The following is a 21126-nucleotide window of genomic DNA, read 5'->3' on the forward strand; positions in this document are numbered from 1 at the left end:
GTCCTCATCGGACGGTCACTGTGGACCACGGCCGCGCCTCGGTCATCAGGCCGATCATGCCCGCGACGAGCCGCATCTCCTCCACCGTCCGGATGTCGGCCTCGACGAGCCGGGGCGAGCACACCAGGATCGCCAGGGCCTGCGCCCGCGACAGGGCCACGTTGAGCCGGTTGCGGGACAGCAGGAAGTCGAGCCCGCGGGGCAGGTCGATCGCCGACGACGACGTCATCGTCGTGATCACCACCGGCGCCTCCTGCCCCTGGAACCGGTCGACCGTGCCGACCCGGACGCCGGGGAACCCGGCTTCTTCCAGTGCCCGGGTCACCGTCCGCGCCTGCAGGTTGTAGGGCGCCACGACGACGATGTCGGCGTCCCCGAGCGGCCGGGTCGTGCCGTGGTCGGTCCACGGGCGGCCGTGCAGGCCGGCCACGATCGCGGTGACGGCGGCGGCTTCCTCCGCCGAGCGGGTCGTGTTGCCGTGGTGGTCGATTTCAGCCAGGTAGAGCCCCGCGGCGACGCCGTCCAGACCGCGGCCGGCGGCCGAGGGGTGGGCGTGCAGCCGGCCGGCGTAGGACAGGTTCGACACCGGTTCGCACACGGCCGGGTGCATGCGCCGCGTCTCGTCGAGGAAGTAGCCCAGCGACGCCGGCACGATGTCGGCCCCGCCGATCACGTGCCCCAGCGCCGACGCCTCCGCGCCCGCCGGGTGCGTGCCCTGCACGACCTGGGGAAGCTGCTGCGGATCGCCCAGCAGCAGGACGTTCCGCGCGCACATCGACACCGCGAGCGCGTCCGCGAGGGCGAACTGCCCCGCCTCGTCGATGATCAGCAGGTCGAAGGGCTCCTCCCGGATCGCGGCGTTGGCGAACGTCCACGCCGTCCCGCCGACCAGGTGCCCGTCGGTGTGCTCTTCGCGCCACTTCACCAGCGCCGGGTTGCTCTTCGGCTGCTCCCACGGCGCGGCCGGGTCCGGGGTCTTCTTCGCCCGCTTGGCGCACGGCAGGTCCGGCGCGCTCTTCTTCGCCGCGCTCAGCACGTTCTCGACGGCCTTGTGACTCGTCGAAGTGACCGCGACGGTCCGCCCGGCGCGCACGAGCCGGGCGATCAGCTTGCCCGCGAGGTACGTCTTGCCCGCCCCCGGCGGTCCCTGCACCGCGAGCGCGGAGCCGTCGAGCTCCTCGACCGCGGCGATCACCGCGGCGACCAGGTCTTCCCCCGGTTCCGGCAGCGCGGCGCCCATGCGCAGCCGCGGCGGGGTCCGGCGGAGCAGGTCGACGCCGGGGTGCCGGGGCAGCTCCGGGAGCGCGTCGACGACCAGGCGGGCGAGGTCGGCGACCGCCTCGTCCTTGGGCGAGGGCCGCACCGGGCTGCCGGGCAGCACCGCGACCGGCCGGTCCGCGGTGGTGGCGTCCGGCGGGCAGCTCTCCTCCAGCGTCAGCTCGACGGCCGACGCGGCGACGACCTTGGCGTCCCGCGCGTCGGCGCCGTAGCGCAGCCGCACTTCGTCGCCCGGGGTGAACGGGTGCGGCCGGTCCGGGTCGCACGTGACGAGCAGCGTCCGTTTCGCGGTGCGGGTCCGCCCAGCGGGCGGCACCCACTCCCCCGCTTCGAGCGACACCGGCACCGCGCACGCGGTGTCGATCTCGAGGTCGCCGAGCGGGGCGGCGAGCCGGCGGAAGTACTCCCACCACGCGGGGTTCGTCTCGCGGCGGTGGTAGCCGACCGACGCCGCGAGCAGCGCGCGGGCCCGTTCGTCGGCGGTGAACTCGCCCGGATCGTCCGGCAGCCCCTCGAGCAGCGGGTCGACCAGCGCGGCCAGCTGGGCGGCGCGTTCGGCGCGGCGCTCGGCGGCGACGTCCTCCTCGGCCGCGCGCAGCAGTGCGTCCTCGGCGGATTCCTCCTCCGGCACCGGCACGTCGATCCCGGCTTCGGCGCGGACCTGGTGGAGGAACTCGAACAGCCGCAGGGCCGAAACGCAGTCGTACTCGGTGTTTTCGCCGATGCCGCGCAGGACCTCACCCGCCCGCTCCGGCTCACCCGAGCGCGCGAACGCCAGGTATTCCTCGTACGCCTCCACATCCGACATCGCGGCCTTCGTGCCGCCGTCCCGGGCGCCGGGCTGGAAGAGCGGCTCGAGGTGCCGGATCGAGTACGACCGCTGCGACACGCGCATCGCCTTGCGCACCACCGCGTGCAGGTCCACGACCGCCCCGCTGCGCAGCAGGTGGTCGACGGTCTCCTCCCGGGTGCCGTGCACCGCCGCGAGCCGCTTGATCGCGGTGACCTCGTAGGGCGCGTAGTGGTAGATGTGCGAGCCGGGGTGTTCGGCGACCCGCGCCGCGGCGAAGTCGACGAACTCCTCGAACGCGCGTTTCTCTTCGGCGCGGCTGTGCGCCCAGAACGGGGTGAACCGCCGGTCGTCCTCCACGGTCACCGCGCCGAAGAGGTACTCGAGCCCTTCGCCCGACAACGCGTGCGGATCGCCCGCCAGGTCGAGGAACACGTCCCCCGGCGCGGGGACCGGCAGCCCGGCCAGCGCGCCGGGATCGACGACCTCGTAGGCGACCTCGCCGGTGGCGTCCTGCCGGACCTGCAGCGCGGCCTGGGCGCGGAGGGTCTCGAACGCGGTGACGGACAGGTCGCGCGGCCGGTCGCCCGGCGTGGCCGCGGCCAGCGCGTCGAGCGAGCCCAGCCCGGCGGCCACCAGCTTGCGGCGCTGGTCGCCGCGCAGGCCGGCCACGAGCGACAGATCGCGGTCGGCTTCGCGGGCCGACGAGCAGTGCTGAGCGAAGCGGCAGCCGGCGCAGGCCGGGCGTTCGTCGGCCCACAGCCGGGCCGGCAGCTCCGGTGCCCGGCCGCGCAGCCGGGTCCGCAGGCGGTCCACCAGGGGCAGGAAGTCCTCGACCCGCAACGTCCGGGTGCTGCCGTCGCCGAGGACCAGGTGCAGGTGGGGCCCGGCCGGCCAGCCGGCCCGCCGCACCGCGTCGGCGCACGCGGTCAGCTCCACCACCGCGGCGGGCTTCGCCTGCCGAGCCGGCTTCGCGCCGTAGACCTCGTAGCGGCCTTCGCCGTCCCGGACCAGGAAGTCGGCGCGTCCCGAGAACTCGCTGTCGCCGACGACGGCCCGGTGGATCACCGGCGCCCCCGCCCGCACCGCCGCCTCGGTCGCCTTCGCGGCCGCCCCCGGGTCCCGGACGTCGATCTCGACCACGTCGCGGCCCTCGCCGCGGAACCGGGCGAGCAGCGCCGCCACCGCCGCGCGGCCCCGCCGCACCTCCGGCTGGTCGGGCCCGGGGCCGGGCCGCGGCGTTCCCGGCAGGCCCGCGGCCAGTGCCTGGTTCAGCACGCTGCGGTGTTCGCATTCGAGCAGGTCGGCGAGATCGGCTGGGGTGTCCATCGGAGCGGAGTCTGACACGGGCGGAGACCCGGGCCGGAGCACCGTCCGCCCGACACGCCGACCGCCGGAGTGCGTCGGCCGGCCGGCCCGCGGCGGCGAGCGCGCAGACCGGCTGGGCGCGTGTCCGTTCCCGCAACGGCCGCGGCGACCCCGGCCCCGGTGTCGGACCCCGGTTGGCCGCCGAACCCCGGTTTGCCGCCAGGCGCCGGTTCGGCGCCGGACCCCGGTTCACCGCCGGGTGCCGGTTGACCGCCGAGCCCCGGGTTCGCCGCCGGGCACCGGTTGACCGCCGGGCCCCGGTTGACCGCCGAGCCCCGGGTTCGCCGCCGGGCGCCGATTCACCGCCGGGCCCCGGGTTCACCGCCCGGCCCCGGTTCACCGCCCGGCCCCGGTTCACCGCCCGGCCCCGGTTCACCGCCCGGCCCCGGTTCGCGCGGAATGCGGGAACCGTTGGTGTGACCGCGCGTCGCCACCACCCGGCCGGGTGGGCACCGCCGGGTGGCGCAATCCGTCGGTTTCCGCCCGGTATCCGGCCGGACGGTGTTAGTTTCCGTCCGGCCGGATGCTGCCCGAGCGAGGTGTGACAGTGACCGTGACAGTGCACGCGGACAAGTTCGCCGCCTACCTGCGCATGTTGAAGGACCGCAGCGGGCAGGGCTACGAACGGCTCGGCCGGCAGGCCGGGGCCAGCGGCTCGAGCCTGCACCGGTACTGCTCGGGCAAGAGCGTGCCCGCCGACTACCGCGTGGTCCACTCGTTCGCCAAGGTCTGCGGCGCGTCCGCGGAGGAGCTGCGCGAGCTGCACCAGCTGTGGGCGCTGGCGGACGCCGCCCGGGTCGAGGACGTGCCTACGGAGCAAGCCGAGACCGCGACCGGCGAGGACGTCGCGCGGTCGTCAGGCCGACGCGGGTACCTGGCGGTGGCCATCGCGATCGTGGTCCTGCTGGCGGGCGGCCTGGTCTGGGTCACCGCCGACGGGTCCGTGCCGGCCGCCGGCCGGTACGCCGACCGGATGCTGTTCTCCGCCGCCTGCCAGCCGCCGGTGAGCATGGGCCAGCACGACGAGTGCGTCACCGAGGTGCAGAACCTGCTGGTCGCGGCCCAGGGGCGGCTCTCGGTCGACGGCTCGTTCGGGCCGGAGACCCTGCGCCGGGTCACCGCGTTCCAGGTGCTGGCCGGCCTGCCGCCGCGCGGCGTGGTCGACGAGGCCACCAAGACCGCGCTCTACGACCACCGGACCAGCCTGGCGGGCTGGTCGGGCGCCATGGTGGAGCAGCGGATCCGGGCCGTGTTCACCGAGGCGCCGGACACCGCGGTCGCGATCGCCCGCTGCGCCTCGTTCCTCGATCCGCTGTGGGTGCTGCCGAACACGAACGGCAGCCGCAACTGGGGGATCTTCCAGATCTCCGACGCCCGCCTGCTGGACCTGGGCGGCACACCGCGGCAGGCGTTCGACCCGGTCTGGAACATCGACGCGGCGCACCGCCTGTGGAGCGCGCACCACGACTTCCACGACTGGCCGTCCTGCTCGGCGGCCCTCGAGAACCCGCAGGCGCACTGAGCGGACAGGGCGAAGCCCGCGCCCTCCGCGAGGGGCGGCCCGGGAGCGGACCAGGAGGGTGCGGGCTTCGCGGCACGGTGCGGGAATCGCTGACGCCGGAAACCCCCGAGGGCGGGGTTTCCGGCGTCAGACCCCCAGTCGCCGGTCAGACTGTCCCGTTCTCCCACCACCACGCGCGGCCGAGGTCGGCGCGGCTGTCCACGTGCTGGTGGTCGGTGTTGTAGGTCTCCAGGCCGGAGAACCCGCTCGTCTCGGCCTTCTGGTAGACGGTCTTGTTGGCCACGCCCGGCACGTCGAGGTCCGCCGCGGTGCCGTACATGTGCATGCTGTCGCTGGCGCCGCCGATCTCCTCGTTGTGCGCGATGCTGCGGAACCCGGAGTTCACCGTGATCGCCTTGTTCCCGAGCTTCTTGCGCAGCGCCTCCAGCTTGTACATGCAGCGGCGGGCGTTCTCCTTGGCGGTGGCCGCGCTGACCTTGCCGCCGTTGAAGGTGCCGCTGACCCGGTCGGTGAACTCGCTGAAGTTGAAGTGCGCGGTGGACCCGTCGCTCTGCTCCAGCGCGTTGAGCGCGGCCTGGGTGGCCGAGCCGACCTGGCCGTCCACACCCAGGCCGTAGGCCGCCTGGAACCTGCGGACCGCCGCCGCGGTGCCGGGACCGAATTCGCCGTCGATCGAGACCCGGCTGTGGCTGGGCGAGTCGGCCGCCCAGCCGGCGACGCGGATCTGGAGTTCGGTGACGTCGGCGCCCGTGCTGCCCTGCGCGAGGGTGCGGGACCACGGGTACGCCTGCGCGGTGCCCGTCAGCAGCAGCGGGCTGACCGCGGCGGCCGCGCCGACCACCACCGCGCCGCGCAGCATCGTGCGGCGGCTCATGGGGAGACTCATTCTCGTCCTTTCCTAGCGGGGATTCAGCGGTTGGCGAGCTGGTCGAGATCGGCCTGGGTGCCGTTGAAGACGTCCCCGGTCGCCGGGGCGGGAATGCCGTCGGCGATGGCCGCGTCGGTGTACTGCCACATCAGCCAGGTCGTCGACCCGGCCGGCAGCGCCGGCTGCGTGACGGACTGGCGGTAGTCGGCGAGCTGCATCGGATAGGCGGAGAGCGCCGTGGTGCCGCCCAGGCAGGCGTCGAGGAACGACTTCTGCGTGTAGATGATCGGGGTCCGGCCGAACGCCGCCTGCACCTTGTTCAGCCACGCCTTGGCGTCGGCGACGGTGACGTAGGGCGGGCAGCCGCCGGAGCCGTCGTCCTTCCACTCCAGGTCGAACACCGGCGGCAGGTCACCGGCGCGCTTGCCGGTGTACCCGGTGGCCTTCACGGCGGCGATGAACCGGTCCGCCTGCGTTCCGCCGGTGTTGGCCGCGGTGCCGGTGTAGAAGTGGTACGGCCCCACGGCCAGGCCGGCGTTGCGCGCGGCGGGCAGGTCGGTGGCCAGGTAGTCGTCGGTGGTGTTCAGGCCGCGGGTCGCCTTGACGGTCGCGAACTCGACGCCGGACGCCTTCACCGCGCCCCAGTTGATCGGCGCGCCACCGGGGTGCTGGTACTTCGCCGTGTCCACGCCGTCGATCGGATGGCCGGCGGGTTTCGGCGGCGTGCAGTAGGTGTTGCGGCTGGACCAGTCGGCGACCTTCGCCCACGTGGTGGGCCCGGCGACGCCGTCGGCACTGGCGTTGACGCAGTGCTGGAACTGGATCACCCGATTGCGGGTGCCGTCCCCGAAGTTGCCGTCGATGGTCAGCGGCGGGTAGTGGCCGGGCTCCATGGCGAGGTTCAGCCGGCACTGGAGTTCCTTGACGTCGGTGCCGGTGGACCCGCTCTGCAGGGTCGGGCGCGCCGTGGAGTGGCCGCAGACGACGCTCTGCGCGGCGTCGGACGTGCCCTGGGTCGCGCACTTCTTCGGGTGTGCGGCCCACGCGTTCAGCGCGGCCCATGTGTTCGGCCCGATCTGGCCGTCCACGCTCAGCGCGGCGCAGCGCTGGAACACGCGGACCCGGGCGTCGGTCGCGGCGCCGAAGGAGCCGTCCGCGCCGAGGGGCGTGTACCGGCTCGCCTTGGTCGCCAGGTTCAGTTCGCACTGGGCCTCGGCGACTTCGGCGCCGGTCGCCCCTTGTTTCAGGGTGGGCTGGGCGCTGGTGTGCCCGCACACCGCGACGGCGGCGGCCGCGACTGGTTCGGCCGCGGTCGCGGCGGTGGCTGCGGTCGCGGCGGGGAACACCAGCAGCACGGCGACGGCCAGAGCGAGTCTTTGCATGGCGAGCAGGCTGGCAGTGCCCGGCCCCCGGGTCGCCGGTCAGCGGCCGACTCGGGACGCCGGGACAGTCCCACCGCACCGGACCAGCGGAAACGCCACCCCGGTGGGACGCGGCTGGGACGCGCTACTGCCTCGCGAGGGCCCAAGGCATGAGCTTCTCCGCGAGCGCCCGGCTGAACGGCCGCACCAAAGCCTGCAACTCCGCACACGCGGACTCACCGAGATGAGCGTAGGGAGTCACGCTGTTCTCGTCGGTCGCCTTCTCGATCTCCGCGCGGCGGGCCGCGCCGGCCGGGGTGAACGTCGGGGCGGTGTCGCCGGTGAGCCAGTCGCGCTCGCGGAGGCCGGTGACGGCCTGGTTCCAGTCCTCCTCGGACCACGCACGGGAGGTGCGCAGGGTCTCGGCGGGGACGGCGCCGGAGGCGGCGTGCGTGACGAGGGCTTCGATGCCGCGCAGGCCCGCCGTCAGCAGGGCGGCGATGTGGGCGTCGCCGCGGTACTCGCGGAGCAGCGTCTGCGCGTGCCACAGCACCAGGTGGGGCTCGGTGGGCCACGACAGGGCGGCGTGGGCGGCGAAGAGCGGGCGGCCCGTGACGTCGCCGGTGACCGTCTCGGCGGCCTCGCGCAGGAGGGTGGCGGCCCGGCGCATCTCGGGTGAGGTGATCGCGTCGCCCAGGATGCCGCGCAAAGCCCGGTCGGCCGCGGCGTACCGCGCGGCGAGCACGGCGGCCGGGTCGGTCGTGGACCAGGCGGTGGTGATCGACGCTTCGACGAGGGCCGGGTTGAAGTTGTAGAACGTCGCGACCACGACCGGCGCCGGGACCGCACCGAGCGCCGCCGACCTCGACGCGAAATAGCCGGCGCGGCCGGTGAGACCGAGTTCCTCGTAGGCGGCCGCCGCTTCCGGGGCGAAGTAGATCATTCCGTGGTAGGGCTCGAGAAATCGCCAGGTCCGGCGCGCCGCTTCGATCACGCGGGCGAACATACCATCCAGTCGGTACGGCGCGGGTCCACGCCGGTACGCACCCGGAGGGCGCGTCAGGGCACCGGACTCGTCCACACCAGGCGGGTGCCGCCCGCCTCCGGGCGTTCGAGGCGCAGTGATCCGCCCGCTTCCGCGGCGCGCTGCTCCAGGTTGCGGAGCCCGCTGCGCGCCACGGCGGCCGGCATGCCGATTCCCGAGTCCGAGACCTCGACGACCAGATCGCCGTCCAGGGAAACGGTGACCGTCAGGTCCGCCGCCCGCGCGTGGCGCAAAACGTTGCTGACCGCTTCGCGGACGACCGCCTCCGCGTGCTCCGCCAGGCCGGCCGGCACCCGGTCGATCGCGCCCGACAGCCGCACCGTCGTGCGGATCGCGGAGTCGGCCGTCGTGTCGGTGATCGCGTTCTGCAGGCGCGTGCGCAGGCGCCGGCCCGCTCCCGGCTGGCCGTGCAGGGCGAAGATCGCGCTGCGGATCTCCTCGATGACGTCCTGGAGCTGGTCGATGTGCTGGGTGAGCCGGGCGGTCACCGCGGGTGCGGCCGACCGGCGACGGGTGCCTTCGATGCCGAGGCCGACCGCGAACAGCCGCTGGATGACGTGGTCGTGCAGGTCGCGGGCGATCCGGTCGCGGTCCACCACCACGTCCAGCTCCCGGCGGGCGGCCTGGCTTTCGGCGTCGCGAAGCGCCAGCGCGGCCTGGTCGGCGAAGGCGGACACGAGCTGGAGCTCCTGCTCGTCGAACCGCGCCGCCCCCGGTGCGCGGATCGCGAGGAGCACCGCCGCCCCCGATCGCGAGCCGGAGCGCAGCCGGACCGCCAGTGCCGGCCCGAGGTCGACGCCCAAGTCGTAGGCCAGGGCCGGCACGCTGCGCGGCACGTGGTCCCGCAGGACCGCGCCCGACGTCGACCCGTCGAGCGGGATCCGGCGCCCGGTCAGCACCTCGGCGTCGGGGCCCGCGCACACCGTGACGGCCAGTGGACCGCCGGGCGACACGGGCAGCGCGATGAGCGCGTCGTCGGCGCCGGTGAGCTCGGCGGCCCGGCTGGCGACCAGGCGCAGCACCGCGTGGACGTCGGCGCCGCCCAGCAGCTCGGCGGAGATCTCCCCGGTCGCTTCCAGCCACCGCTGCCTGCGCCGGCTCTCCTCGTACAGCCGCGCGTTGTCCACGGCGAACCCGGCGGCCGCCGCCAAGGCCACGATCGCGCGCTCGTCGTCGGCGGTGAAGGGCTGCTCGCCGCCGAGGTACAGCCGGCCGACGATCGCGCCCCGCACCACCAGCGGGACACCGAGGAAGGCCGGCATCGGCGGGTGCCCCGGCGGGAGGCGCCGCGCGCCCAGATCGGGCAGGCGCACCGGAGTCCGGCCGGTCACGAGCTCGCCGAGCAGCCCGTGGCCGTCCGGGGGCGAGCCGATCCGGTCCCGGGTGGCGGCGTCGACGCCGGTGACGGCGAACGCGGTCGTCCGGCCGTCCTCGTCGAGCAGGGCCAGCGCGCCGTACCGGGCGTCGACCAGGCCGGCGGCGGCGGTCACGATCCGGTGCAGCGTGGTCTCGAGCTCCAGGCCGGCGGAAAAGGCGAGGACGGCCGCCGGCAGCGCGGCCATGCGGTCCCGGCCCGACGTGGTTTCCTCGGGCATGGCACCACAGTGGCACGGCGGCCGGGCGGGTGGCGGCTTCCGGGGAAACCGGACCGCGTTCGCAACCTGCGACCTTCGCCCCGCCACGGGTGCCGTTCGGCACTTGGCTCCGGCCGCGGCCGCGGCGGACGGTGAGGGGCACCCAGGAATCCAGGAATTCGGAGCCATTCATGAAGACCGGTGTCATGCCCGTCGGGCACCTCAGCGCGAGCCAGGTGCGGTCCGTCCTCCTCGCGGCCACGGCTCCCCCGCCGCTGCGGAACGCGCGGCCGTGGCGGTTCCAGTGCACGCCGGACGCCATCGAGCTGTTCGCGGATCCGCTCACCACCGGCACCGACAGCGAGCAGCGGGAACGCTTGCTCGACTGCGGCGCGGCCCTGCTGAACCTCCGGCTGGCGATCAAGGCGCAGGGCAGCCACGCCGACGTGCGGCTGTTCCCCTCGGCCGGCCGGCCCGACCTGCTCGCCGTCGTGCGGCCGGAAGGGTACGAGACGATCGCACCGCACGACGGGGAGCTCGTGGCGGCCATCGCCGACCGGCAGAGCAACCGGCGTCCCTTCACCGCCGCCGTGATCCCCTCGGTGGTGCAACGGCAGCTCCGGCGGGCGGCGGAAGTGGAACGCGCGTGGCTGGCCACCATCACCGCCGACCAGGTACCGCAGCTGCGGGAGATCATGCGCCACACGGAAGTCCCGCCGGCGACGCCGGGGGCCGGCGGCGGAACGGACCTCGACGTCGAACCCGACCGGCTGGTCGTGGTCATCGGTTCCCTGCACGACACCGCGCTCGGCCGGCTCCAGTCCGGTCAGGCCATGCAGCGGGTCCTGCTGACGGCCACCGCCGCGGGGCTCTCGGCGGCGCTCTCCTCCCAGGCGATGGCCGGGCCGGCGACCCGGCGCGAACTGCGGCAGCTGCTCGGCGGCGGGCTATGGCCCCAGATCATGCTGCGCCTCGGGCACGGCACCGCGGTGCCGTCCTTGGCGCGGACACCGCTCGAGGACATCGTGATCAGCGACGAGCATCCGTTCCCGGCCGGCGGTGCGCGCCGTGGATCCCGGTGACCAGGACCGCCGCCTGGGACCGCCGCTCCAGCCCCAGCTTCGCCAGCAGGCGGGACACGTAGTTCTTGACGGTTTTCTCGGCCAGGAACATCCGCTCGGCGATCTGCCGGTTCGTCAGGCTCTCCCCCAGCAGGTCCAGCAGGACGAGCTCCTGCTCGCTCAGCCCCGCCAGCGGGCCCGGCGCGTCGGTGCCGGCCCGCAGCTCGGTCACGAGCGCGGCGACCGCCCGGCCGTCGAGCAGGGTCTCGCCCGCCCCCACCCGGCGGATGGCGTCGACCAGCTGCAGCCCCTTGACGTCCTTGATCACGTACCCCTCGGCACCGGCCCGTACCGCTTCGACCATCGAATCCTCGTCGGTGAAGGAGGTCAGCATCAGGCACCGCAGGCCGGGCAGCGCCGCGCGCAGGTCGCGGCACAGCGCCACCCCGTTCCCGTCGGGCAGCCGGACGTCCAGCACCGCCACGTCCGGCCGCAGCGCGGGCACCCTGGCCATGGCCTCGGCCACCGAAGAAGCCTGCCCGACGACCCTCAGGTCGGCTTCGTCGTCGATCAGTTCGGCGACGCCGCGCCGCACGAGTTCGTGGTCGTCGACCAGGAAGACCGTGATGACGGGCCGAGCGCGCTGCGGGCTGTCCTCCACCGCCCCAGGCTACGCCCACCCGCGCCGAACGACCCCGGAACAGAGGTCCCGTGACCCTAGGCCGCGGGCGCACGCGAAGAGCACGGTGACGGGATGACACAGATGCAGCACAGGCCCGATCATCACCTCAAGACCGCCGTCACCGATGAGCTCGCCTGGACCCCCAGCGTCAACGCCGAAGAAATCGGCGTGACCGTCGCAAGCGGGATCGCGACGCTGTCCGGTCACGTCGGCACGTACCCCGAGAAGGAAGAGGCGCTGCGCGCCGCGACCCGCGTCCACGGCGTGACCACCGCCGTGGACCGGATCCTCGTGCGGCACGGCCACGGTGCGCCGGAGGACGTGGATCTCGCGCGGGAAGCCATGATCGTGTTCGACCGCCGGACGGTGCTCGTGCCGAAGGACGCGGTGCAGGTCGACGTGCGCGACCGGGTGATCACGCTGCGCGGGTCGGTGGACTGGCACCACCAGCGCGAAGCCGCCCGCCAAGCGGTGGCCGCGCTCCCCGGGATCGGCGGGGTGCGGAACCTGATCACGCTGCGGCCTTCCCCGGGCGTGGCACCGGCCGAGATCAAGACGAAGATCGTCGCGGCGCTGGCCCGGCACGCCCCGGAGCTCGCCCAGCACGTCGAGGTCGGCGTCGACGACGGCCAGGTCACCCTCACCGGCGCCGTCCTCACCGCGGCCGAACGCCGTTCGGCCGAGCGGACCGCGTGGTTCGCGCGCGGGGTGACCGCGGTCGACAACCAGGTGAAGCTCTCCGGCTGAGCCCTCCCCTAGCGCACCGGGTGTCCGTCGGGCCCTCGCCGCGGCAGTTCGACGACCACCTCCCGGGCTTCGTCTTCGGAGGCGACCGCGGTCTCGAAACCCGGTTCACCCGGCGGCCGCGCGTCGACGATGTCCTGCGCGCGCACCAGGACCTGGGGTTTGCCCGTGGTCGCGGTCCGGGGGCGGACCGGCACCCACGTGGTGGCCGTGTGCTCGTCGCGCAGGGCGGGACCCGCGATCGTGCCGATCAGGTCGTCCGCGGACCCGGCCACCCGGCGGCGCCCGCGGTAGCGCACCTGCCAGCCCGGCGGGTAACCGCCTCCGTGCCGCGCCGGCCAGCGCCGGTCCGTGCCGGTGCCCTCGCCCGTACCCATGCTCCCACCCCGCTCACTCGAAGATCATCCCGGACACGCGCAGTCGGTGTCCACTCAGGACAGAGGGAGCCGGCGAGGCTCGAACCCGACGACGTCCCGGTCCGGAATCCAGACCGTGCGACCGCCGCCCAGAGGCGAAAGCGGGATGGTTTCGAGGCCGGTGCGCGGATCCCGCACCGGCGGGCCGGCGACCACGCCGGCCAGGTAGCCGCCGGACGGCGGACCCGGGGCCCGGCCACGCCGGTAGGTGAGGACCCAGCCCACCGGATACGCGTCGTAGAGGTCGTCCACCCCTGATTCCACGGCAAACCCCGATTCCGTCGACGAATTTCCGCCGAGGTCCGGGGCGATGCTCCATGCTACGCCGGACCACGACCCGACCGGCAGCGCCAGCCGGGTGGTCCTGTCCGGCGAATCCCGGGTCAGTCCTCTGTGGACGACCTGGCGCACCTCACCGGGAGGCCGGGCGTTTCGCCGGCAGCGCGAGCCGGAAGATCTTCCGTGCCACCGAGCCGAGCTGGCGGGACAGGGATCCCGTGGTGTAGGGCAGGCCGTGGCGCTCGCAGATTTCCCGCACCTCGACGGCCATCCGCGGGTAGCGGTGACTCGGCAGGTCCGGGAAGAGGTGGTGCTCGATCTGGTGGCTCAGGTTGCCCGAGAGCACGTGGAACACCGGGCTCCCGGTGATGTTCGCCGAGCCGAGCAGCTGGCGCAGGTACCACTGGCCCCGGCTCTCGTCTTCGGCCTCTTCCTCGGTGAACACCTCCGCCCCGTCGGGGAAGTGGCCGCAGAAGATGATCGAGAACGCCCAGAGGTTGCGCACCACGTTGGCGGTGACGTTCGCCGCCAACGTCAACGGCGCCAGCGGCCCCGTGAGCAGCGGGTGGACCACGTAGTCCCGGCCGGCCTGCCGCGCGACCTTGCGCAGCATCGGCTTCAGCAGCGGCCGGACGTCGGCCCAGTGCCGGCGGCCCTGCACGATCCGGTCCACCTCCAGGTCGTGCAGCATGATGCCGTACTCGAAGAACAGCGCCTGCGCGGCGGCGTAGACCGGGTTGCCCAGGTAGTAGGGGTGCCACGGCTGGTCCTCGGTGATCCGCAGGATGCCGTAGCCCACGTCGCGGTCCCGGCCGAGGATGTTGGTGTACGTGTGGTGCATGAAGTTGTGCGAGCGGCGCCACTGCTCGCCCGGGCAGACCATGTCCCACTCGAAGGTCCGCGAGTTCAGCGCGGGGTCCTTCATCCAGTCGTACTGGCCGTGCATGACGTTGTGCCCGATCTCCATGTTGTCGAGGATCTTCGACAACGCCAGCGCCGCCACCCCGCCGGCCCACGCGGGCGGGAACCACCCGGCGAACAGCAGGAGCCGGCCGGAGACTTCACAAAACCGTTGCACCGCGACGACGTTGTGGATGTAGTCGGCGTCCTCCGCGCCCAGATCGGCGGCGATCCGCAGGCGCAGCTCGTCGAGCTCGGTGCCGAGCTGCTCGATCTCGGCGGCGCCGAGCTCCTTGACACTGGTCGTCATCAGCGGATTCTCCTCGGGTGGAGGTGCATTCCGGTCGCCGTGGTCCAGGGCCAGTGCCCCACCCTAGGCCCCCGCCGCCGCGGGGAACAGGGTGCGCCCGGATCGTTTCCCCGGCGCCACAAGCGCGTAACGTGCGGACCGGCTCGATGATCCATTGTGGACTTCAGCGGGCGACCTCGGTCGGCCGGCGGGGCTCGCGGTGCAGCAGCTCGATCGCCTCGGTGGCGGCGACGGCGGGGAATCTCCGGTAGCTGTTGCGGACCGCGTGCAGCCAGGGCAGCGGGCGCAGGCAGAGGAACTCGTCGGCCTCGCGGGCGAGCCGGTCGAGGACGGGCGCCTGGGCCACCGGGACGGCCAGCACGATCCGCCCGGCCTGGCGGGCCCGCAGGACGCGGATCGCCGTGTGCGCGGTCGTGCCCGTGGCCGCGCCGTCGTCGGCGAGCACGACGGTCCGGCCCGCGATCGCCGCCGGCGCGACGTCACGCCGGTAGACCGCCACCTGCCGGGCGAGCCCGGCCCGCGCCAGGCCGGCCAGCCGGGTGAGCTCCTCCGCCGCGATGTCGAACCGGCGGATGGCGCTGTGGTCCCAGACGAGCAAGCCACCTTCGCCGACGCCGCCGAGCAGCACCGGCGGCGATCCGGCGGATTCGATCCGCTGGGTGAGCAGGACGTCCAGCGGCGCGCCGAGGACGTCGGCGATCTCGGCGGCCACCACCAGCCCGCCCTCGGACAAGCCGAGCACGACGGCCCGGCCACCGCGGAGCGGACGCAGGCGGAGCGCCAGCCGTTCACCGGCTTCCCGGCGATCACGGAACCGCATGGGAACTCCCGGGGTCGGAGACCGGTAAACCGTCTCCGGCCCCACGGTACGCGCACCCCGGCCCAAGCTCGCCGGTCAGCGCCCACCAAAGCGCCCCAATGTGGCCTTCGGTGCGCTCAACGCACCGAAGGCCGCCTTGGGTGCGTCTGACGCAACCAAGGCCACCTTGGGGCGCTGGGAAAGCGGGGCATCCGGTGTCCACAATGGACATCCGGACGCCGCTCAGGTCGCCGGCTTCAGCACGATCGTGGGCGCGAGCCGGCGGTCGGCCAGCGCGCGGGCCACGTCGCTGAGCCGGACGTTGTTCCGCCGGGCGTACCCGCGCAACGCCCGGAAGGCCGCTTCCATGGTCAGCTGCCCGCTGACCGCGAGGACCCCCTTGGCCTGCTCGATGATCACCCGGCTGTTCAACGCGGTCTGCAGCTGCTCGGACAGGACCGCGCCCTCGCGGACCGCCCGCTCGTGCAGGATGCCGATGGTCGCGGTGTCGGCCAGGCCCTGCGCGAGCGCGACGTCGTCGGCCGACAGCTCCCCCGAGTTGCGCCCGAAGAGGTTCAGCGCCCCGATCGTCTGCTTGCGCAGGCGCATGGGCACTGCGTGCACCGACGCGAACCCGTCCTTGGCCGCCTCGGCCGCGAACCGCGGCCAGCGCTCCGCCTGCGCGGCGATGTCGGCCACCAGGACCGGGGTGCTGGTGGTGAAGCATTCGACGCACGGGCCCTCGTCGATGTCGAGCTGGAACAACTCGAGCAGGCGCGCCTGCTCGGTGGAGGAAGCCAGCACCTGCAGGCCACCCCGCTCGTCGGCCAGGGTCAGCCCCGCCGCCGCGACGTCGATCAGCTCCACGCACTGCCGCACCAGTGTGTGCAGCAGGTCCGCCACGTCGTAGTCATCGACCAACGTGTCCGCCAGCGCCACGAACGCCCGCGTCACCTGCCGTTCACGATCGGCCATGCCCACCATCTCCTCGTCCATCAGCTGTCTTCACGGTGAATCCCCACCGAACTCCTCGTCCAATCCCAGCCGTCCCGCCACGATGTCTCCGGCGACCTCGAGCAAGGGGCGCCCGTGCCCGAACGCGTACGCCCGCAGCCGGGCCAGCGCGGCGGCAGCGGGCAGATCCAGGTGCGCGATCAGCATCCCGGTGGCCTGGTGCACCTCCCGGTACCGCATGCCCGCGCCCTCCATCCACCGGCCGTCCCCGTCGAGCCAGCGGCCTCCACCGCCCGACAGTCCCGACATGGCGAGCGCCGCGATGTCGGCCACCTGCAGCGCCGTCGACAGCTCGTCGGCGCTCAGCGAACCCGGCGTCGCCCGGTAGGTGTCGAGGGTCGCCACCCGCACCGCCCCGATCTGCACGGGGAACGTGAACAGCGCGGCCACCGGGTGGGTCGCGGCCTCGGCGGCGAACACCGGCCACGCCGGCGGCGGCCCGCCGGCCAGATCCGGCACCAGGACCGGCCCGCCGACGACGTACGCCTCGAAGCACGGCCCTTCACCGAGCGAGAACTGCAGTTCCGCCAGCGCGGAGCTCACCGGGTCGCTCGCGTACACGATTTCGCGGTGTCCGGCCTCGACCATCACCGAGACCGCGGCGCCGTCCACCGGCAGCAGGCGCACGCACGCCCGGCACACCCGGCCCACGAGGTCGACCCCGCTGCCGGCGCCGACCTCGTTCAACGCGGCGAGCACGCTCGCGCGCAGGACTTCGACGTCAGCCACCGCGAGCCCACGACCGGCGAACTCCGCAGTGCCGCATCCGGTCCCCTTCGAGTCGATGTTCGTGGTCGCCCCGACTCGGACACGACCTGATCCGGATCAGCACCGCCGTGGCGGCCGTACCCCGGATCGTACCCGGACGACTACCCGGTGCCCCGGCATCACCGCACCTCCGCGGTGGTGAGGTGCCGGCGCAGCGTGGACAGCGCCCGGTGCTGGCTCACGCGCACCGCGCCCGAGCTGGCGACGCCGAGCTCGCCCGCCGTCTCCTCGGCCGAGAGCCCGACCATGACCCGCAGGACGACGATGGCCCGCTGCGCCGGAACCAGCAGGTCGAGCAGGAGGCGCACCCGCCGGCGCAGCTCGAGGACCTCGACGTGGCGGTCCGGCTCCGGCAGGTCGGAGGGCGCCGGGGCGAACTCCGGGACCGGGACGCTGACGTCGTCTCCGCGGTGGCGGTACGCGTCGACGACCTTGTGCGCGGCGACGGCGTGGACGAAGCCCGGGAACCGGGCGGCGCCGTACCGGTATTCCGGCAGCGCGCCCAGCACGCCGATGAGCACCTCCTGCGCGCAGTCGTCGGCGTCGCCGTCGCGGTAGCGCCGGTCCCCCAGCCGCGCGCGGCAGTACCTCAGCACCTCCGGGCGCAGCTGCCGCAGCAGCGTGTCCGTCGCGGTGCCATCACCCGACACCGCCGACGCGAGAAGTGTGCCGTCGACCCTCGCCATGCCACGCCCTTTCCGCTCGGTCAGCCCCCGTGCGTCAGGTAGGGGGCGGGATCGCTGCCGGCCTTCGCGCCGCTGTCGAGCCAGCGAAGGAATCCGCGGCGGTCCCGTCGTTCGATCTCGTCGAGGAAGTCCTGCCGGCGCTGGACGACGAGCCGGCGGGTCCGCTCGTCGACCGCGAGGTGCAGGAGGAAGTAGCTGCGCCGCCAGGCCACGCACAGGTCCTCGGTCGCCATGTCGGCCACCGGCGGGGGCTGGGACCTGGTGATGGGATGCGGCTCGGCCGCGGCGGGCGCGGGCGCCCGCCGGCGGTAGGAGACGCCCAGGCCGGCGACGACGAGGAGCAGACCGGACAGGAGCACGGCGAGGAGGGCTTCCCAGGGCAGGAGCAGGGCGCCGATCGTGGCGAGGACGCAGCCGGGACCGATGAGCCCGCCCACCACCACGCGTCTCGTCATCGCGTGCGCCTCGCCGTCTGTACGGGTGCCGAGCCGAAGGGCGGGCACCGGGGTCCAGGAGCGCCGAGGTCTGGGGCGTTGCAGGCAGTCTAGACCCGTAGCGACGCGGTCGCCGCGCGTGCTCGTCCCGCGAACCGCCCGGCACGGCGTCCGAAAGCCCTCTAGCGTGGCGGACATGGAGCAGCACCTCGAACCCGACACCCGAACCCTCGAGCGCAGCCTGCGCGGATACGTGCAGGCGGTCGCCGCCGCCACGGGCGTCCCGGAAGAGAGCACCACGGTGGAGATCAGCGACACGGCCACCGCCTACCTCGGGCTCCCCCGGCGCTGGCCAGACCGGCCCGACCACGACGTCATGCTGGTGTGGAGCGAGCGGCGCGGGTGGTCGCTGGCGGTGGAAACCGATCCCGCCGACGAGCCGGTCCTCATCGCGCGCCAGGGCGGCGACGACCTGGTGCCGGCGCCGAGCGCGGTCGCGCGGTTCGTCGCCGACGCCGCCGCCGGGCGGCACCCCGGTCCGGAGCGGACCGGCCCGGCGCACGCCCCGGCCCGGGGTTCCCTGGCCGAACGGCTGCGGCCGTACCTGCACGACGCCCGCGAACCGGGGGTGCGCCCTTCGGCGGGCTGACGACGCCGTCAGCGGAGGTGGGGGTACTCCGCGGCGCGGTGCTGGAAGGACAGGATCGCCGGGTTCCGGATCGTGCCGTTCTGGATCTCGACCGCCCGTCGTACGGTTTCATCACCGTCCCATGTGGACTGTCCGGAGAGGACGGTCCGCAGGTGCGGCAGGAGTGCCTCGCTGATCTCCCAGCTCGCCGAGTTCCAGAGGTAGGACGGGCTGTGGTCGACGGCGTAGTACGTGAGGCCGTCGCCGACCGGAAACGTCGGCCGCTCGAACGTCGTGGGCTTCGCCCAGCTGAAGCCCATGCCTTCGTCGCAGGAGACGTCGATGACCAGGCTGCCCGGCGCGAACGCGGCGAGGTCCTCTTCGACGAGGAACGTCAGCGGCGCCGCGGTGTCCTGCAGCACGCAGTTGACGACGATGTCGTGCTCGGCGAGGAACCCCGCCAGCGGGACCCGGCCGTGATCGGTGTGCGCGTGACTGCGCCGCGGGTCGCCCGGGTGGTTCACGTCGTGGTCGAAGTGCACCATGTTCGCCGAGTGGATCGGCGAGCCGACCGCGCTCAGGCCGCGGGCGGTGAGGACGTCGACGTCGTGGATCCCGTGGGCGTTCAGCGCGGTCACCGAACCGCGCGCGGTCGCGCCGAACCCGATCACCACCGCCCGCAGCCGGCGGCCGTAGTCCCCGGTCGACCCGGCCAGCTGCAGGGCGTGCAGTACCGAGCAGTAGCCGGCCAGCTCGTTGTTCTTGTGGAAGACGTGCAGGCCGAACGAACCGTCGCCGCGCCAGTGGTTCATGGCCTCGAAGGCGATCACGGTCAGCCGCCGGTCGATGGCCAGCTGCGTCAGCTCGGCGTCCTGCACGCAGTGCGGCCAGCCCCAGAGCACCTGGCCGGGACGCAGTTCGGCGACGTCCTCCCGCAGGGGCTTGGCCAGCAGGACGACGTCGCATTCGGCGATGAGCTGCTCGCGCGAACGCAGCCCGCCGACGCTGCGGGCCAGCCGATCGTCGGACACGCCGAAGGGTTCGCCGTAGCCGTGTTCGAGGAAGATGGACTTCCGGAGGTCGGCGTCGATCCGGCCGAGGTGGTCCGGGTGGATCGGCAGCCGTCGTTCGTTCTCTTTGCGTGAACGAGCGATGACGCCGAGACTGAGCTGGTGCACCAGAGGCCCCTTTGCTAGGTACCAGTCTTAACACACCGCCCGCGGCCGTCGGCTACACTGGGTGGTGACCGGGAGCATTTCGTGCGCAAGTGATCGAACCTGCGCCGTCCTCGGTCCTGGTCCGGCCGATGTCCTCGGCTGGAGACGGGAGCACCGACATGCCGTCGGGCCCGAACACCCTTTCACCGGACACCGAACCTCGGTTGCGGATGAAATCGGCCACGCCCGCCCCCGGACCCGTCGACGGCGGGTGGTGGCCCCGGACGCGTGACCTCGCCGACGAGCTGCCCACACTGCTCGAGGCGATGACCGCCCGGCTGGGACGGATCGACCGGGTCACCTACCACCTCGCGGACTGGCCGGTCCCCGACCGCCGGCTGCCCTACGACGACGGCGTCGTCCGGCTCGAAGGGTTCCGGTCCCAGCCGTCGGGCAGCCTGACGGTGATCGGCTGGAACCGGCATCGGCTGACCCTGCGGGTCGTGCCCCCGGAAACCGCCCCCGGTGACGCGCGCAAGGCGCTCACCGACGTCGCGGACTAGGCCACTCCGGCCCCCGCACCCACCACGCCGCCGACCGGCCGCGTGCACGAGAGGAGCTCTTCATCAGTACTTCCGCACTAGACAGCCCGCTGTTCAGCCACCCCGTCGCCGAGGAAATCCGGCCCGGAGCGCTCACGGCACCCCAGGACGACCGGTACGGCAGCCTGTTCCTGCAGCCGACGTACGCCCCGCCGGCCCGCCCCACCCCCGACGCCGGCCACGGTCCCCGGCGCGGCGGCCCCGGCACGGCGAGCAGCCGGGCCCACGACCCCTCCGGGCGCCGCGCCCACCGGTGACCGCCGGCCTGGCCGAGGGCTACTTCGCCGTCCGGCCAGGCGGCCCTGCCTTCTTGCCGTGGCGTGACGAGCCACGCCACAGCCGTCCGGCCTCAGATCTGGTTCTCGCCACCGTCGACGTACAAGTTGCTGCCGAGCATGAAGCTGCTGTCCGGCGAGGCGAGGAACGCGACCGCGGCGGCCGCCTCGTCCGGGTGACCCATCCGGCCGATCGCGATGTCGCCGGCCAGTTTCGCCTTGAAGTCGTCCGCGTTCTCTTCGCCGACGAGCTCGGTGATCCCGTTGGTGTCGATCGGTCCCGGTGAGACCGCGTTGACGCGGATGCCGCGACCCGTGAGTTCGTGGGCCCAGGTCCGCGCGAACGACCGGACGGCGGCCTTGGACGCCGCGTACACACCGAAGGCCGGGGCGCCGTTGTCGGCGGCCGTGGAGGCGTTCAGGATCACCGAAGCGCCGTCGTTGAGCAGGGGCAGCGCCTTCTGCACGGTGAGCAGCGTGCCCTTGACGTTGACGTCGAAGATGCGGTCGTACTCCTCGGTGGTGACCTGCTCGAGCGTCGCGAACGCGGCGGTGGCCGCGTTCG

21 protein-coding genes are annotated in these 21126 nt (G+C 73.6%); 5 read left to right on the forward strand and 16 right to left on the reverse strand.

What is annotated here, in order from left to right; translation table 11 throughout:
* Window positions 1–4 precede the first annotated feature (4 nt).
* The gene (locus tag AB0M83_RS37120) at window positions 5–3397 is read right to left on the reverse strand and encodes a TM0106 family RecB-like putative nuclease (RefSeq protein WP_364524515.1); all 3393 of its coding nucleotides are present in this window, start codon (window positions 3395–3397) and stop codon (window positions 5–7) included.
* A gap of 586 nt (window positions 3398–3983) precedes the next feature.
* Here AB0M83_RS37120 and AB0M83_RS37125 point away from each other — a divergent pair.
* Entirely contained in the window at window positions 3984–4958 is a 975-nt protein-coding gene (locus tag AB0M83_RS37125; protein WP_364524517.1) for a helix-turn-helix domain-containing protein, read from the forward strand.
* 145 nt (window positions 4959–5103) lie between these two features.
* On the opposite strand, the gene AB0M83_RS37130 is transcribed toward AB0M83_RS37125, so the two are convergent.
* The 4 genes from AB0M83_RS37130 to AB0M83_RS37145 form a co-directional block, all read right to left on the reverse strand.
* On the reverse strand, window positions 5104–5832 hold the full coding sequence (locus AB0M83_RS37130) for a D-Ala-D-Ala carboxypeptidase family metallohydrolase (protein WP_364524519.1): 729 nt from the start codon (window positions 5830–5832) through the stop codon (window positions 5104–5106).
* Between the two features lie 35 nt (window positions 5833–5867).
* Window positions 5868–7208, reverse strand: coding sequence for a GH25 family lysozyme (locus AB0M83_RS37135; protein ID WP_364524521.1), 1341 nt, complete (start codon window positions 7206–7208; stop codon window positions 5868–5870).
* 124 nt (window positions 7209–7332) lie between these two features.
* The gene (locus AB0M83_RS37140) at window positions 7333–8181 is read right to left on the reverse strand and encodes a hypothetical protein (RefSeq protein ID WP_364524523.1); all 849 of its coding nucleotides are present in this window, start codon (window positions 8179–8181) and stop codon (window positions 7333–7335) included.
* Window positions 8182–8246: 65 nt separating this feature from the next.
* On the reverse strand, window positions 8247–9827 hold the full coding sequence (locus tag AB0M83_RS37145) for a GAF domain-containing protein (RefSeq protein ID WP_364524525.1): 1581 nt from the start codon (window positions 9825–9827) through the stop codon (window positions 8247–8249).
* A 170-nt stretch (window positions 9828–9997) separates the two neighbouring features.
* Between AB0M83_RS37145 and AB0M83_RS37150 the strand changes: the two genes are divergently transcribed.
* Window positions 9998–10888: a hypothetical protein gene (locus AB0M83_RS37150; RefSeq protein ID WP_364524527.1), complete on the forward strand. Its 891-nt coding sequence runs from the start codon at window positions 9998–10000 to the stop codon at window positions 10886–10888.
* Here AB0M83_RS37150 and AB0M83_RS37155 read toward each other — a convergent pair.
* Entirely contained in the window at window positions 10836–11528 is a 693-nt protein-coding gene (locus AB0M83_RS37155) for a response regulator transcription factor (RefSeq protein WP_364524529.1), read from the reverse strand. The two genes, AB0M83_RS37150 and AB0M83_RS37155, sit on opposite strands and share 53 nt — an antisense overlap.
* Window positions 11529–11621: 93 nt before the next feature.
* Here AB0M83_RS37155 and AB0M83_RS37160 point away from each other — a divergent pair, with 93 nt between their 5' ends.
* On the forward strand, window positions 11622–12296 hold the full coding sequence (locus AB0M83_RS37160) for a BON domain-containing protein (protein ID WP_364524531.1): 675 nt from the start codon (window positions 11622–11624) through the stop codon (window positions 12294–12296).
* An 8-nt stretch (window positions 12297–12304) separates the two neighbouring features.
* Here AB0M83_RS37160 and AB0M83_RS37165 read toward each other — a convergent pair whose 3' ends face one another.
* The 8 genes from AB0M83_RS37165 to AB0M83_RS37200 all read right to left on the reverse strand — a co-directional run bounded on the left by AB0M83_RS37165 (window position 12305) and on the right by AB0M83_RS37200 (window position 17920).
* On the reverse strand, window positions 12305–12670 hold the full coding sequence (locus AB0M83_RS37165; RefSeq protein ID WP_364524533.1) for a hypothetical protein: 366 nt from the start codon (window positions 12668–12670) through the stop codon (window positions 12305–12307).
* Window positions 12671–12724: 54 nt separating this feature from the next.
* Window positions 12725–12973, reverse strand: a complete 249-nt coding sequence (locus tag AB0M83_RS37170; protein WP_364524535.1) for a hypothetical protein — start codon at window positions 12971–12973, stop codon at window positions 12725–12727.
* 148 nt (window positions 12974–13121) lie between these two features.
* Window positions 13122–14198: an acyl-CoA desaturase gene (locus tag AB0M83_RS37175; protein WP_364524537.1), complete on the reverse strand. Its 1077-nt coding sequence runs from the start codon at window positions 14196–14198 to the stop codon at window positions 13122–13124.
* A 163-nt stretch (window positions 14199–14361) separates the two neighbouring features.
* Window positions 14362–15018: a phosphoribosyltransferase family protein gene (locus AB0M83_RS37180; protein ID WP_364524539.1), complete on the reverse strand. Its 657-nt coding sequence runs from the start codon at window positions 15016–15018 to the stop codon at window positions 14362–14364.
* Between the two features lie 222 nt (window positions 15019–15240).
* Complete coding sequence (locus AB0M83_RS37185; protein WP_364524541.1) at window positions 15241–15993, reverse strand: GAF and ANTAR domain-containing protein; 753 nt, start codon at window positions 15991–15993, stop codon at window positions 15241–15243.
* Window positions 15994–16002: 9 nt separating this feature from the next.
* A complete protein-coding gene (locus AB0M83_RS37190; protein WP_364524543.1) occupies window positions 16003–16740 on the reverse strand; it encodes a GAF domain-containing protein in 738 nt (245 codons plus the stop codon).
* Between the two features lie 158 nt (window positions 16741–16898).
* On the reverse strand, window positions 16899–17465 hold the full coding sequence (locus tag AB0M83_RS37195; RefSeq protein ID WP_364524545.1) for a sigma-70 family RNA polymerase sigma factor: 567 nt from the start codon (window positions 17463–17465) through the stop codon (window positions 16899–16901).
* A gap of 20 nt (window positions 17466–17485) precedes the next feature.
* Window positions 17486–17920 carry a hypothetical protein gene (locus AB0M83_RS37200; RefSeq protein ID WP_364524547.1) on the reverse strand — a complete coding sequence of 145 codons (435 nt, stop codon included), beginning with the start codon at window positions 17918–17920 and terminating at the stop codon, window positions 17486–17488.
* Between the two features lie 175 nt (window positions 17921–18095).
* Between AB0M83_RS37200 and AB0M83_RS37205 the strand changes: the two genes are divergently transcribed.
* Entirely contained in the window at window positions 18096–18548 is a 453-nt protein-coding gene (locus tag AB0M83_RS37205) for a DUF6292 family protein (RefSeq protein WP_364524549.1), read from the forward strand.
* 8 nt (window positions 18549–18556) lie between these two features.
* Here AB0M83_RS37205 and AB0M83_RS37210 read toward each other — a convergent pair whose 3' ends face one another.
* On the reverse strand, window positions 18557–19705 hold the full coding sequence (locus AB0M83_RS37210; protein ID WP_364524551.1) for a N(5)-(carboxyethyl)ornithine synthase: 1149 nt from the start codon (window positions 19703–19705) through the stop codon (window positions 18557–18559).
* Between the two features lie 209 nt (window positions 19706–19914).
* Here AB0M83_RS37210 and AB0M83_RS37215 point away from each other — a divergent pair, with 209 nt between their 5' ends.
* Window positions 19915–20247, forward strand: coding sequence for a DUF5994 family protein (locus tag AB0M83_RS37215; RefSeq protein ID WP_364524553.1), 333 nt, complete (start codon window positions 19915–19917; stop codon window positions 20245–20247).
* 388 nt (window positions 20248–20635) lie between these two features.
* Here AB0M83_RS37215 and AB0M83_RS37220 read toward each other — a convergent pair.
* Window positions 20636–21126 (reverse strand): SDR family oxidoreductase (locus AB0M83_RS37220; protein WP_364524555.1); only part of this gene is annotated, 491 nt, incomplete at its 5' end.

Origin of the sequence: Amycolatopsis sp. NPDC051106 (assembly GCF_040682775.1) — a bacterium.
GTDB lineage: Bacteria > Actinomycetota > Actinomycetes > Mycobacteriales > Pseudonocardiaceae > Amycolatopsis.